The following is a 13,805-nucleotide window of genomic DNA, read 5'->3' as shown; positions in this document are numbered from 1 at the left end:
CGCTCCGCCGCTACTTTCTATCGTAGTCGTCGCTGATACGAACTATATCGTCCTCGCCCAGATACTCGCCCGTTTGTACTTCTATGACGATGAGATCGGAGTTTGCCGTATTTTCCAGTCGGTGAATCTGCCCGCTTTTTATATATATCGACTCGTTTTGTTTTAGTGGTGCTTCGTTACCGTCTATCGTTACTAGCGCCTCGCCCTCGACGACGACCCAGTGTTCGTTTCTTTTAAAATGCTTTTGCAAGCTCAGTCTTTTGCCGGGCTTAACCACGATCTTTTTCATCTTGTAGCCGCTGCCCTCGCCTAGCACCTCATAGCTACCCCACGGACGGTACACGCTTGTGTGCGTTTCGCAAATTTCAGGCAATGAATTTGAAAAGTGCTTATAAACCTCTTTTACCTTTTGCGAACTGCCTTTTTTAGCGATCAAAAGCGCGTCTTTAGTGTCTACTACGAGCAAATTTTGCACATCTACTAGTGCGGTCGGTTTTTTAGTTAGGATGAAATTTTCGCTCGCACCAATTTGCAGCGACTCGCCCTCGTTTTTTATCTTTTTACTCAGCTCATCAAAGCTGCCCATATCGCTCCAGCCCGCATCCAGCGGCACCATTTTGATATTTAAGCTTTTTTGCATTAGCGCATAGTCGATGCTGATATCTTCGATCTTATCCATAAAATTCGGACTTATTTTTAGCAAATTCGGTTCGTTCGCCGAGCCCTCTATCGCCGCCGTCACGTCTTTTACGATACTTGGCGCGTATTTTTTCATCTCGCTTAAAAATACGCCAGCCTTAAAGCAAAACATACCGCTGTTAAAATAATACCCGCCCTCTTTTATAAATTTCGCCGCGGTTTCAAGGTTGGGCTTTTCGATAAATCGCTCTACGTCGCCATTTTTATCGGCCTTGATGTAGCCGTAGCCCGTGTTTGGTTCGTTAGGTTTTATGCCAAACGTCACCAAAAAACCCTGATTTGCATAGCTTTGCGCGATCAAAAGTGCCTTTTTGTATTCAGTCTCATCCTCGATTAAATGATCGCTCGGTGTAACGAGTAAAATTTCATCCTCATCGCAGCAAAGCGCAGCAAAGGTGATCGCCGCGGCAGTGTTTTTACCAAATGGCTCAAGGATAAATTTGTCTATTTTTTTATTTCCGCACTCGTCAAGCGCTAAAAAGTAGTGCGCCTCGTTGCAAACGATGATCGTTTTTTGCGCGTACACGTTGCGTCTAAGCGTAAGGTCAAAGAGCGATTTTTCGTTAAAAAGCCTAATGAATTGCTTTGGCATCAGTGTTCGCGATAACGGCCAAAGCCTCGTGCCCGAACCTCCGCAAAGTATAACGTTTGTCATTTTTTACGCCTTTTGCTTTAAATTTTCGACCAAATTTAAAAATGTTTCTTGAAGCCGCGTCAGTAAATTTTGATCCTTGGTCTCAAATCTCGTAACGATAACAGGCGTAGTATTCGAGGCTCGTACTAGCGCCCAGCTACCATCCTCGAACCTCACTCTAACACCGTCTATGTCGATGATTTCGGCTATTTTACCTAGGCCTGCTAGCAATTTTTGCGCGTCGCCATTTTCGTAAATTTCAACCAAAACCTCTTTTAGCTTTGCCACAAGCTTAAATTTCTGTGCGTCGGTCGTCTTTACCTTGATCTCGTCGGTGCTAAAGACCTTTGGCAGTTTATCAAGCTCGCCGTCTAGGTTAAAGCCCTTAGCCACAAGCTCTAGCGCACGAAACATCGCATACGTCGCATCGTCAAAGCCAAAATACCGCTCCTTAAAGAAAATATGCCCGCTCACCTCGGCCGCCATATCGATATTTAGCTCCTTCATCGCCTTTTTGATATTACTGTGTCCGGTTTTGCCCATGAAGCTTTTGCCGCCGTGCGCGTCGATCTCGTCGTACATATTTTGCGAGCATTTGACCTCGCCCAGCACCCTGGGGTTTTTCATCGCGAGGCTATATAGATAGGCCAGCTCGTCGCCTTTTATGTTGCGTTTTTTGGTTAGAACCGCGATGCGGTCGCCGTCGCCGTCAAAACCGAATCCTATGTCAAATTCGCCCTTTAGCGCGGCCTTTAGATCGCTTAAATTTTTCTCCTCGCTAGGATCTGGGTGATGGTTCGGAAAGTTTCCGTCGGGCTGGGGGTATAAAATTTGAGCGTTCAAATTTAACGCCTCACAAATTTCGGGCAAAACCGCTCCGACCGCGCCGTTTGCGCAGTCGATGACGATTTTTAGCGGTAGATTTTTTAGATGTCCAAACTGCTCTATGAGAAAATTTTTATAAGGCGTCGCGATATCGAATTTCTCAGCCCTCAGATCATTCGGGATTTGCGTTTTTGCCGTGATGTCCGCTAGTACGGCGGTTTTTAGCTTTTGCAAATCCTCACCGAAATAGCTATCCTTAAAAATCGTGATTTTAAAGCCGTTGTATTCTTTTGGATTATGAGAACCGGTTATCATTATATTTGCGTCAAATTTGTCCGAAAACACGCTAAAATACCCGACCGGCGTCGGTAGCAAGCCGATATCATAGACCTTGATCCCAGTCAAATTTAGCCCGCTAACTAGCCAGCCGAAAACCTCACCCGCGCTTAGCCTAGCGTCAAATCCTACGCTAACGTTTTTTGCACCTCGGCGTAGCATCTCTCGACCCAAATTTAACCCGATCGCTTTGACGCTCGTTTCGTTTAGATCGCGCTCGTAAATGCCTCGTATATCGTATTCTCTAAAAATTTCGTCTATCAAAATTTTACCTTATTTAAATTTATTTTATTTTAAGACGGCGTATTTTAGCATTTTTGGGTTAAATTTTACTAAACGGCGACGTCTCCAATCTTTGCGTTGATGGCTTCCATCAAGCTTTGCGGTGCGATTTTGATCTGTTTTCCACGCACCCCGGCACTTACATAGACGTAATCTTGCTTTAAAATCCTCTCATCAAAAAACGTCTCGAACGCCTTTTTCATCGCTATCGGCGAGCAGCCGCCCCTGATATAGCCCGTCACTTTTTCAAGTTCTCTTAAGTTTAAAAGCTCGCATTTTTTATGCCCGCTAAGTCTAGCCAGAGCCTTTAAATTTAAGCTCAAATCACCTTGTATGCACGCCACAACGTAGCCTTTTGGCTCGCATTCGCAGACGATGGTTTTGTAGATTTTTTCTATTTGCTCGCCGCAAACGGCAGCTACGTGAATGGCGCTCAGATCGCTCTCATCCGCTTCGTATTCAACTAGCTCATAGGGGATATGTTTACCGTCTAAAAACCTCGCGGCATTTGTTTTATGTACCATTGCCTTCTCATTTTTCAAAAATTTAAGATATAATTATAGCTAAAAAATTAAGGAGAATATATGGCTGAAGAAATTTCAGAAAATCAAGGCAAAAAGGGAAACGGGCTGGTTATCATCATCATCATTGTTATTTTACTGCTTCTTTTGGTAGTCGGCGGACTTTTGGCGTTCCTACTAATGGGCGGCAATGAAGAGAATGCGCAAGCGCAAACGGCACAGGTTCAAACCGAGCAAGTCCAAGCCGCAGCACCTAAAAATACGGCAGGCAAGCGATCAAACGACTATGTAAATATGGGCCCGGTTTATCCGCTCGATCAGTTTATTGTAAATTTGCTTAGCGAAAGCGGCTCGAGATACCTAAAAACGAAAGTTGATCTAGAGCTTAGCGCCGATACGTTAACGCCGGAAATCGACAAGAAAAAACCGCTAATAAGGGATATCGTCGTTTCTACACTATCATCTAAAACGTATGAAGAGGTAAGCACCCAAAAAGGTAAAAACCGCCTAAAAGACGAGATAGTCGACCGCCTAAACGAGGTTTTGGCCGACGGGCATATAAAAAATATCTACTTTACCGACTTTGTGGTGCAATGATCGGCATAGATATCGTAGCGATCTCGCGAATCTCAAGGCTTAAAGAGCGGCGAGGCGAGGATTTTTTGAGATATTTTTTAAGTGACGACGAGATAAATATCGCAAAAACGGACGCTACGATAGCTGGATTTTTCGCAGCTAAAGAGGCTATCAGCAAGGCTCTTGGTTGCGGGATCTCGGCTGAGTTTTCGTTCTTTGACGCTCAAATTTATAAAGACGAGAAAAACGCCCCCAAAGTAAAGCTCTCAGAAAAAATCATCAAAAACTTTAACCTAAAAGACGCGCAAATCACCATAAGTCACGACGGCGGCTTTGCGATAGCCGCGGCGATACTGCAAAAAGCGGATTAGGTTTTTAAATTTGACTCTGATTTACTAAATTTCGTCGACTCTGTCTTTTTATCCAGCAAACGAAAGCCAAATTTGAGTGTTTTTAGTTCGTGCCGATTTAGCACAGCAATCCTCAAATTTGATCCTATAAGGCCGCAAATTTAATCGCACTGCAGCACTAGCCAGCTTTTATCAAACTTCTTCTCGCGTAGATCGTTTTTTCTGATCCACAGATAAATTTTACCGCAATCGCACCACATCATCTCGTTTTCGTCGTTACTTCCGATTTGCAGTAGTAGCGTCCACTCGCCGATATTTTGCCGCAATTTTTCAAACTCCGGCCCGCTATAATCCTCATCGCCGCCACAATAAAAGCCGTCTGTCACAAGCTCGCACTCTAGCTCCATACCGCCTTGGATATTGTCCGAATGTCCTAAAATTTTATTTTCGCTGCGCTGCTCGCAAAAATCATCCGCCATCTGCCGATACGCGTCGATTTCGTCATCGCTCATCTAGGTGTCGCCGACCAAATCGCTCTCCAAATCCGGCAACTCGGTCGCATTTGCAAATTTTAAAGAAGTCGCCGCAAACGCTTCGTTGTTTTCAAACGGCGCTACCTTACGCTCTAGCTCGCTCGTATCCTCCGCATAAATCACCTTTTTAAAAGCGCCGTCTTTTGGATCATATCCCCACGGCATCTGAGCGCAATCGTAAAAGAGATAAAGCATACCGCGACTCGGCAACTCGCTCTGGGTATCAAACTCCGAAACTTCGCTAAAATTTATCTGCGCTATAAAATGAAGCGGCTCGCCGGTTTGCTCATTTACGGGCCACGGCTCGTTTCGCGGTAGATCGGGCGATCCGCCGAATTTCGACGCCCCTATCGGTATTTGCCGATCGGCGTTTTCTTTTAGCGAAATTTCCACCGCATTTTTAGCATAGTTTTTTATCTCTTCAAATATACATCCGAGTCCGTATTCTTCATATCTTGAGCGCAAATTTTGCAAATTCATATTTTCTCCTTTAAGACTACCCGCAAATTCTAAAATTTAACCCGTCGCAGCAAAAAGTTAGTCAAATTTTACTTCTGCAATGTCGGCAGATGCCAGCCCAGATAATACGCCGCAAGCCTAAACACGACGCCAAACGCAAAAAGCCCCATCACCCAAAACACGCTCGTAAATCCCGCATAATCCATCGCAAAATAAATCAGCCCCACGACAATGCTAACCGTCGCGTAAAGCCCGGTTTTAAGACACCAAGGGATCTCGTTAAAAAGCACGTCGCGTATCATGCCTCCGCCCACGCCGTTGCAAAGTGCGAGTAGCACTACGCCAAAGACATTGTAGCCAAACTGTAGCGCCACGATCGCTCCGACGATAGAAAAGCTCACCAGATCCACGGCGTCGGTGGTGACGAAAAGGAATTTTTTCTCGATGTCGCTTCGCTTGTGCAGGCGTAAAAAAGCCGAGAGAAAGAGCATCGCCATCACGATGATGCACGGAGCGTAGTGCGTGAACGAATACGGCGGGCGCGAGACGATAGCGTCGCGCATAAATCCGCCTCCAAGCGCGGTCAGAAGCGCGGCTATAAAGATACCCAGCCAGTCGCAGTCGCGCTTAACCGCAAAGATAAATCCGCTCGTGGCTGCCGAGGCGATGCCGATGTATTCGGCGACGAGGAGCGCAGTCATTTTCAGCCTTAAGTTTTTAAACGAGATTTTACATTTTTAAAATAAAAAAGCAGTTAAATTTAAATAATATTTAATTCGCAAGTAGCGTATGGCTTGTTTAAAGTAGGCGCCGAAAGAAGAAGCAAAAATTTACGCAAAAAAAGAGCAAAATTTAAACGCATTTTATGTGGCATATAGAATACGACTTTAACCTACTAGCTACACGAATTTACCGCTTAACGTCTCGCACACTTATTCAGACCCCATTGGACTAAATTTAGGCTATACCGATAAATCGGCGCAGCCTGCTTGCCGCAAAATTTGTCTAGCCTAAAAGCTAGTCGATCAGCGCAGTCGCCGTCCGTAAGATTATCGCTGCAAAGACGTTTAGACGCGCAAGCGTGAAAATGCGACACGCCAGCCGTCCAAACTATCTAAAGTAGCATGTACGCCGGTGCAAAATACGCTAATGCACCGAAAATACTAAATTTTAAAATTTTCTATCTCGTTAAAATTTAGGTATCGGTAGATTTGCGCCTCTTTGCCTGCAAGTTTTTCTGGCACGATATTCATGTATTCGCTCACGCTAGGTAGCCTGCCTAGCACGGCGCAAACGGCGGCCAGCTCGGCGCTACCAAGATATACGCGCGCGCCCATACCCATACGATTATCAAAGTTTCGCGTCGAGGTCGAAAACACGGTCGCTCCGTCGTTTACGCGGGCTTGGTTGCCCATGCAAAGCGAGCAGCCAGGCACCTCCGTGCGAGCACCCACTGCACGAAAGATATCATAGTAGCCCTCTGCCTCCAGCAGCCGCTGATCCATCTTTGTTGGCGGCGCGATCCAAAGGCGAGTGGGCAGCATCCCAAGCCCACGCAGAGCTTCGCCGAGCGCTCGGTAGTGGCCGATATTCGTCATGCAGCTACCCACAAACACCTCGTCTATCTTATGCGGACGCGAGCTATCGGCTAAAATTTCGCTCAGAGTCGCGACGTCGTCGGGATCGTTCGGGCAGGCTAGGATGGGTTCTTGTATCTCGTCCAAATTTATCTCGATCACCTCGGCGTAGCGCGCGTTTTTGTCGGCTCGCAGCAGCTCGGGCGTCGCCAGCCACTCGCGCATTTTCGCCGCGCGGCGCTCCAGGCTAGCCCTGCTCTCATACCCAGCCTCTATCATCGCCTCGATGAGAGCGACGTTTGAGCGGACGTATTCGCAGGCGCTCTCGATGCTCAAATTTACCGCGCAGGCCGCCGCAGAGCGCTCGGCCGAGGCGTCGCTTAGTTCAAAGGCCTGCTCGACTTTTAGATTTTCCAGCCCCTCGATTTCTAAAATTTTACCCGCAAATACGTTTTTCTTGCCTTTCTTTTCGACCGTGAGCAACCCGCGCTTGATCGCGTAGTACGGGATCGCATTTACCAGATCGCGCAGCGTCACGCCTTTTTGCAGTCGCCCGTTAAATCGCACGAGCACGGAGCCTGGCATATTTAGCGGCATAGCCCCAGATACCGCCGCAAACGCCACCAGCCCGCTACCCGCAGGAAAGCTCACGCCGATAGGAAACCGCGTATGGCTGTCGCCGCCAGTGCCCACGCTATCGGGAAGCACCATGCGGTTTAGCCACGAGTGTATGACGCCGTCGCCAGGCCTTAGGCTGACTCCGCCGCGCGAGCTCATAAATTTAGGCAGCGTCCTTTGCGTCTCGAGGTCGCTAGGTTTTGGATAGGCCGCCGTGTGACAAAAGCTCTGCAACACGAAATCAGCTGAAAACCCAAGACTAGCAAGCTCTTTGATCTCGTCGCGCGTCATCGGTCCGGTGGTATCCTGCGAGCCTACGGTGAGAGTCGCCGGTTCGCAGTATTGCCCGGCTCTGATACCCTGCACGCCGCAAGCTCTACCCACGATCTTTTGAGCTAGCGTGTAGCCCTCACTCTCGTCCGTTTGCGGCTGCGCGGGCCTAGCAAATATATCCTCCGCGCCCAAATTTAGCGCCGCCCTAGCCTTGCCGCAAAGCGAACGGCCTATAATGAGCGGTATGCGCCCGCCTGCTCTGATCTCGTCAAATATCGTGTTTGGCGCAAGCGTAAAACGAGCGACCGGCTCGCCTTTGGGTTTTTCGTTTTCATTTAAATTTCCAAATTTAGCTTCGCCGTAAATTTGAATCGCGTCAAATTTGCCCTCGGCGCTCAAATTTACCCGCCCGACGCGAAAAATCTCGCCCGCGTACGGGTAGATATCGATGACGTCGCCCATTTCTAGCGCGCTCACATCGGCTACTATAGGTAGCGCGCCGCTATCCTCGGCGGTATTGAAAAATATCGGCGCGATCGCCGTTCCTATCACGATGCCGCCCGTTTTTTTGTTCGGTACGCCCTCTATCTCGCGCCCGAGGTGCCACTGGATGGAGTTTATGCCGCTCTTTCGGCTACTGCCCGTGCCCACGACGTCGCCCGCGTAGACCACCTCGAGCCCGCTTTTTTTAAGCTCATTGATCATTTCTAGGCTGCCCGGCTGACGCTTAACTAGCATCGCGTTTGCGTGCAGCGGGATATCGGAACGCGTGTAGGCCTCGCTAGCCGGGCTTAGATCGTCGGTGTTGGTTTCACCTGCAACCTTAAAGATCACCGCTCTAATACGCCTAGGCAGGTTCTCTCGCGCCTTAAACCACTCCGCTTCCGCCCACGAGCGCAGCACTTCTAGCGCAAATTTATTGCTTTTTGCAAGCTCTGCTACGTCGTTAAAATAATCATGCACGAAAATCGTCTCTTTTAGCGCGTTACAGGCGGCTTGCGCTAAGGCCTCGTCGGCGTTTTTTAGGCTTTCAAGCAGCACTATAACGCTGTATCCGCCAAGCATCGGTCGCAGCAAATTTACGGCGGCGATTTTGTCAAGGCCGCTTATCTCAAGCCCGCGATTTATAATCTCGTTTAAAAACTCCGCCTTTACCTTCGCCGCGTCGTCTACGCCAGGATTTACGCGATTTGCGAGTAAATTTACAAGCCGCTTTACCCTCTTTTGATTTTCATCTAGCTTTGCGGCGATAATCGCTTCGCCTTCACCGCCCAGCTCCATCGGTGGCACGCGTCCCGAAAGTAAGCCTAGATACTCCCTCTCGTTCGCACTTTCGAGCTTTAAAAGCTCGCAGACTTTTCTGATCTGCTCCTCGTTTAGCGGTAGCGGCGGCACGCCTAGGGCCTCGCGCTCTTTTACGTGTTTTTCGTATTCGGTAAAAAAGTCCATCGTTTTTCCTTAATCCATTTTTTAAACGATACGATTTTAGCGAAAAACAGATAATAATATAAACTAAATTTCGCTAAATTTGCGTTACTTGATACCGAAGGAGTAAATTTTGCAAAAAGCATATTTTGACTCGCCTATCGGCGTTTTGGAGATTTGCGGTGACGAAAGCGGCGTTTGCGAGATAAATTTCGTGCGAAATTTTGTCCGCACGGACGTAACAGACGCAAATTTAAAGCTCTGCTTAAGCGAGCTTGAGAGTTATTTTAAAGGCGAGCTTAAAACCTTTAAAACGCGGTTAAATATCGGCGGCACGGCGTTTCAAAGGTGCGTTTACGAAAATCTGCAAAAGATCGCTTACGGGCAGCGCGTCACGTACGCCCAGCTAGCAGCGATGACGGGGCGACCGAAGGCGTTTCGCGCGGCAGGCTCGGCAAACGCAAAAAACAAAATCCCGATCATCGTACCCTGCCACAGAGTCGTCGCCTCAAACAGCCTTGGTGGATACAGCGGCGGCGAGGGGTTAGCGACTAAAATTTGGCTTTTGGAGCATGAAACGAAATTTAAAGACAAAATTTAACGCCTTTAAATTTTGATAGTGCAAAATTTCATCCAAACAGGCACAAATTTGATACGAAATGACAAATTTGATCGCCTGATTTTAGTCGTGTTTAAGCACATACTCGCGAAACGCGTGCTGTTTTCATAAGTAAAACGAGAAGCAAATTTATATTTTTAACCATACCGTTTTGATAAAATTTATGATAATTTAGCCTGCTCGGCAAAAATTGCGGTGAAATTTAAAAGGAAAAAAATGGATCTAAAAATATACTACGACGACTGGCAGATGGAATGCTGCGGCGACGCGTTTAAGCTCAGCGACGAGATTAGTTGGTACGTGGCAAAATTTAAGACAGACACGGATTTTATCTTCAGGGACGCCGACTACTCATATGAGGCGCACGGCGGAGAGGAGTACAATATAACAGGCGTCGTGACGGAAATTTGGGCGATATATTTTCGCTACGAATCATGCGACGAACTGCACGGACGCGTACTGCGACCGGTCAAATACAAAACCAAAGAGATCTCGTGTAGTCACGGTTTCGAGCCGGAATTTGAAGGTTTTACGTTCGGCGCATATCTGGTGCGGCTAAGCGACGCGATAGTTTGCGACTTGGCGGACGAGATTTACGATAAATTCGCGCGCAAGAGTAAATTTGAGAGTAAAATCGTATCGCCGAATCAAAAAGACGCAAGCGGTGAAACGATTTTAAACCTAGCGGTTGCGGACGCAGACAAATACGCCGTAGAAATGCTGTTAAACAAAGGAGCCGACGTAAATATAGCTGGCTATGAGGGCTTCACGCCGATACAGCGCGCATGCTTTTGTGATAGCGAGACGATTTTTGAGCTATTACTCTCGGAGGGCGCCGACTTGGACGCGCTAAACGACGCCGAGCTAAGCGCGCGGCAATACTGCGATGGTAATTTTGAGGGCGTAAAAAACGCAGCCAGACTAAGAAAAATAATCGCAAAATTCAAGTGGTATGCGACTTTGCAAAAAAAAATGAACTGATTTTGCTTTTTTTACGGCGCGAAATTTAAAGCCAAACTATGTAAATTTTCAACCAACGCCATTAGTAGATACATAAAAACTTGATGCAAATTTGCCGTATAGGCCTAGTAAATTTATCAAAAAGCAAACCTTGCAAGTAAAAAATAAGCTCATTTATGCACCAAAATTTACATGCCGAATATACTTTTGGCTTTTTGCGCCGTTTCGTCTAATAGTAAATTTCAAATACCGTCAAAAAAGCATAAATCAGACGAATAGGCTACCCTAAATTTTAAACCAGCGGATTAATTACGTGCGGTTATTTATTTGCAAAAACCAGCGTAAACACGCCGCTAGCGATCAGCGCGATGCCGATCCACTCTCTGACGCTCGGACGCTCACCCAAAAACACAACCGCAAAAACAACAACCAAAACGACGCTAAGTTTATCCACGGGTGCTACCTGCGACGCGGAGCCTATCTGAAGCGCCTTAAAATACGCCAGCCACGACGCGCCAGTTGCAAGTCCACTAAGCGTCAAAAATAGCCAGTTTCGCGCGCTTAGCTCGCCAAGGGGCTGCCACTTTTTAGCATACGTGAGAAACAAAATCAGCGCCGCAGCGATAACGAGCGTCCTGATAAAGGTCGCGTAATCCGAGTCTATACCCTCAAGACCGACCTTGGAGAAAATCGCCGTAAGCGCGGCAAAAACCGCCGAAGCTAGTGCCCATAAAGCCCACTCTCGCATGATTTATCCTTTGCAAAATTATAGTCAAATTTTACGGCAAATTTAGCTCAAAAGGGTGCAAATTTAAAATAAAAAATAAGAGAAAGCTGCAAAGCGATTAAATTTGGCAGCGTCGTAAATGGATTAAGTAGCGTTTAAATTTAAAAAAGCGAATGCCTGATTTTTGACATTCGCCTTTAAAGTTTGATTTAAAATTTATTTTTTCTAACATCCGCGACGATATTTTTAGCCATATCGTCTATCTCGGCCGTAACCTCGTTTGTGGTATTTACGATCGAGATATTTTGGTGAGTGATGGAGTCGATTTGCGTGACCGACTGATTTATCATATTTATGCCGTCGCTTTGCTCCTTGATGCTTTCACTCATCTCATTGATACTTTGAGCTAGCACGTTTGCGTTAGCTTCGATTTCGCTTAGGGATTTTTGCGTTCGCTCGGCTAGTTTTCTTACCTCATCGGCCACGACGGCAAAACCACGCCCGTGTTCGCCTGCTCGTGCTGCTTCGATGGCAGCGTTAAGCGCTAGCAAGTTTGTCTGATCGGCGATGTCGCGGATGATCACGATGATGTTTTTGATCTCCTCGCTTTGTCGAGTTACATCCTGCGCCTTTTGGCTGATGGCGTTCATCGAGCTACTCATCTGCTCGATTGCAGCAGCGCTTTCTTGGATGGAGTCGGCTTGTCTATGAGCGCCGTCGGTCAGATTTTTCATAGATTCGGCTAGGATTTTAGCTTTTGCTTCTAGGCTTTCGGCCTCGTTTAGATTTTCTTTTAGCATATTGCTAACAGCTACACCGGCGCTCTCTATGCCCATGATCATATCTTTTAGATCGCTTTCTAGCTCATCTTTGAGCTCGATTTTAGCGGTATAATCGTTTTTGTTATATGAGTTTAGCACTCGCGCGATATCTTTTAAATTTGAAGATATTGAGCTAAAGAATTTATTTAGCAAATCTTTTAGTTGCACGAGAGCCGGATTGTTCGGATCCGCCTTTATAGTCGCGCCCATATGGCCTTTTATCATGAGATTTGCGATGCCGTTCATCTCCTCGATCAGAGCGCTATCTTTTTTGATGCCGTAGACTACTTTATCTATATTTTCGTTGATAGCCCTACTCATAACGCCGAATTCATCCTGCGTATTTACGGCTAACTTTTCAGGAGCCTTGGATACCTCATGTGTGACGAATTTAAATGTATCCTCAAGCTTTTCTTGGATAGTTTTTATCGGACTGAGAGATTTTTTAAGTAGTACGTAGACAAAAATCGAAAGAGCAACTATAAATAACGCCGCTAGCGCAAGCTGAGCCTTAAGTAGAGGAAGGGTATTGCTAGAAAAAGTATCCGCTCCGATAGCTGCAACAGCTAGCCAGCCTTTATCGTTGATAGGCAAAAGTTTAGCCGTTACGTTCTCGCCCTTATAGTTAGTATAAGGAATAAGTCCGTTTTTATCAAATTTCTTTTCTGCATATTGCTTGGAGAGATATGTAGTAGAGTCGACTGATTTACCAACATTCTCAGGATTTGAGTGCATTAGCATGACGCCGTCTTGATTCATTAGATAAACGTAGCCGTATTCGGTCTTGCCCATATCGAGGATTTTTTTGCTTAGAGTTTTTATATCGATATCTATACCTACTATACCGACAAATTTACCGTTTTTTACTGCAGGCGCCACGAAAGTTACGACCAAATCGTTAGTCGAAGTTAAACGCGGCTGCATATAAATAGCTTTATTTTCATTTTTTGCCGCCCCGTACCAACCCCTAGTTCGCGGATCATAGTTATCGGCCAAAGTTGTTCTTTTACCGTCCGATTGGAAAAAATAGCCATCATCGCGTCCATAGTAAACATAAGTAACCAACGAATTTGCAAGCTCTTTTTCTAGCACCAAGTGACGCATTATATCATCGCCGTCGTCTGAAATTTTCTCGATGTTTGCAGCTATTTTTTTGACCATAGCCAAATAATCCTCAAAAAACGAATTAGCAACAGTATCAACGTCTTTTAAAATTTGAGCCTGATTTTGGCTGACGAGCTGAACGACCTTATTCTCGGCCGTATAATAACTAACCGCCGAAATAGCGGCAAACGAAACGATCAGCGCGACGATGAGCATTAGCGCGATCTTGTTCGTGATAGAACGCATTTTCTCTCCTTAGATTTTGATTAAAATTTCTATTTTACTACTTTAAAAATTAAAACTTTACATTAACTGTGTTTTAAAAGCAAAATCCAGTCCAAATTTATTAAAAATAAGAAGTAATTTTTATGAGAATAAAATATAAAGCGGTATGAAAGCAAAATCAGCGTAGCAAAAACGATAAATTTAATCCAAATTTATACCGCTCCGAGTTGAATTTAACGGT

The 13,805-nt window shown here is 46.1% G+C and carries 11 protein-coding genes and 2 pseudogenes; 4 read left to right on the top strand and 9 right to left on the bottom strand.

Annotation, left to right across the window (positions count from 1 at the left end):
• Window positions 1–10: 10 nt before the first annotated feature.
• The 3 genes from EE116_RS07385 to ybaK form a co-directional block, all read right to left on the bottom strand.
• Entirely contained in the window at window positions 11–1,354 is a 1,344-nt protein-coding gene (locus tag EE116_RS07385; protein ID WP_122873857.1) for a mannose-1-phosphate guanylyltransferase/mannose-6-phosphate isomerase, read from the bottom strand.
• 3 nt (window positions 1,355–1,357) lie between these two features.
• On the bottom strand, window positions 1,358–2,758 hold the full coding sequence (locus tag EE116_RS07380; protein ID WP_122873856.1) for a phosphomannomutase/phosphoglucomutase: 1,401 nt from the start codon (window positions 2,756–2,758) through the stop codon (window positions 1,358–1,360).
• A 68-nt stretch (window positions 2,759–2,826) separates the two neighbouring features.
• Window positions 2,827–3,300, bottom strand: coding sequence for a Cys-tRNA(Pro) deacylase (gene ybaK, locus EE116_RS07375; RefSeq protein ID WP_122873855.1), 474 nt, complete (start codon window positions 3,298–3,300; stop codon window positions 2,827–2,829).
• 60 nt (window positions 3,301–3,360) lie between these two features.
• On the opposite strand from ybaK, the gene fliL reads away from it, so the two are divergent.
• Together fliL and acpS are read left to right on the top strand one after the other, a co-directional pair.
• Window positions 3,361–3,894, top strand: coding sequence for a flagellar basal body-associated protein FliL (gene fliL, locus EE116_RS07370; protein WP_122873854.1), 534 nt, complete (start codon window positions 3,361–3,363; stop codon window positions 3,892–3,894).
• Window positions 3,891–4,244, top strand: a complete 354-nt coding sequence (gene acpS / locus EE116_RS07365) for a holo-ACP synthase (protein WP_122873853.1) — start codon at window positions 3,891–3,893, stop codon at window positions 4,242–4,244. The genes fliL and acpS overlap by 4 nt, the downstream gene beginning before the upstream one ends.
• Window positions 4,245–4,384: 140 nt before the next feature.
• Here the strand turns inward: acpS and EE116_RS12785 are convergent.
• The 3 genes and pseudogenes from EE116_RS12785 to EE116_RS07345 form a co-directional block, all read right to left on the bottom strand.
• Window positions 4,385–5,236, bottom strand: a pseudogene (locus EE116_RS12785) (YwqG family protein).
• A gap of 68 nt (window positions 5,237–5,304) precedes the next feature.
• Window positions 5,305–5,916 carry a trimeric intracellular cation channel family protein gene (locus EE116_RS07350; RefSeq protein WP_122873850.1) on the bottom strand — a complete coding sequence of 204 codons (612 nt, stop codon included), beginning with the start codon at window positions 5,914–5,916 and terminating at the stop codon, window positions 5,305–5,307.
• Window positions 5,917–6,378: 462 nt separating this feature from the next.
• Window positions 6,379–9,132: a bifunctional aconitate hydratase 2/2-methylisocitrate dehydratase gene (locus tag EE116_RS07345; protein WP_122873849.1), complete on the bottom strand. Its 2,754-nt coding sequence runs from the start codon at window positions 9,130–9,132 to the stop codon at window positions 6,379–6,381.
• A gap of 109 nt (window positions 9,133–9,241) precedes the next feature.
• On the opposite strand from EE116_RS07345, the gene EE116_RS07340 reads away from it, so the two are divergent.
• Window positions 9,242–9,709 carry a methylated-DNA--[protein]-cysteine S-methyltransferase gene (locus EE116_RS07340; protein ID WP_122873848.1) on the top strand — a complete coding sequence of 156 codons (468 nt, stop codon included), beginning with the start codon at window positions 9,242–9,244 and terminating at the stop codon, window positions 9,707–9,709.
• A 234-nt stretch (window positions 9,710–9,943) separates the two neighbouring features.
• On the top strand, window positions 9,944–10,708 hold the full coding sequence (locus tag EE116_RS07335; RefSeq protein ID WP_122873847.1) for an ankyrin repeat domain-containing protein: 765 nt from the start codon (window positions 9,944–9,946) through the stop codon (window positions 10,706–10,708).
• A gap of 298 nt (window positions 10,709–11,006) precedes the next feature.
• Here EE116_RS07335 and EE116_RS07330 read toward each other — a convergent pair whose 3' ends face one another.
• From EE116_RS07330 to EE116_RS13230, 3 genes and pseudogenes are all read right to left on the bottom strand, one after another.
• Window positions 11,007–11,435, bottom strand: coding sequence for an EamA family transporter (locus tag EE116_RS07330; protein ID WP_122873846.1), 429 nt, complete (start codon window positions 11,433–11,435; stop codon window positions 11,007–11,009).
• A 188-nt stretch (window positions 11,436–11,623) separates the two neighbouring features.
• The gene (locus tag EE116_RS13235; protein WP_415874026.1) at window positions 11,624–12,064 is read right to left on the bottom strand and encodes a methyl-accepting chemotaxis protein; all 441 of its coding nucleotides are present in this window, start codon (window positions 12,062–12,064) and stop codon (window positions 11,624–11,626) included.
• A gap of 747 nt (window positions 12,065–12,811) precedes the next feature.
• Window positions 12,812–13,555 (bottom strand): annotated as a pseudogene (locus EE116_RS13230) (cache domain-containing protein); the annotation flags it as partial.
• Window positions 13,556–13,805: the final 250 nt, after the last annotated feature.

The sequence above is a fragment of the Campylobacter showae genome (assembly GCF_900573985.1).
GTDB lineage: Bacteria > Campylobacterota > Campylobacteria > Campylobacterales > Campylobacteraceae > Campylobacter_A > Campylobacter_A showae_E.
The sequence above is the reverse complement of the archived record's forward strand: the minus strand, read 5'-3'. Positions and strand labels throughout refer to the sequence as shown.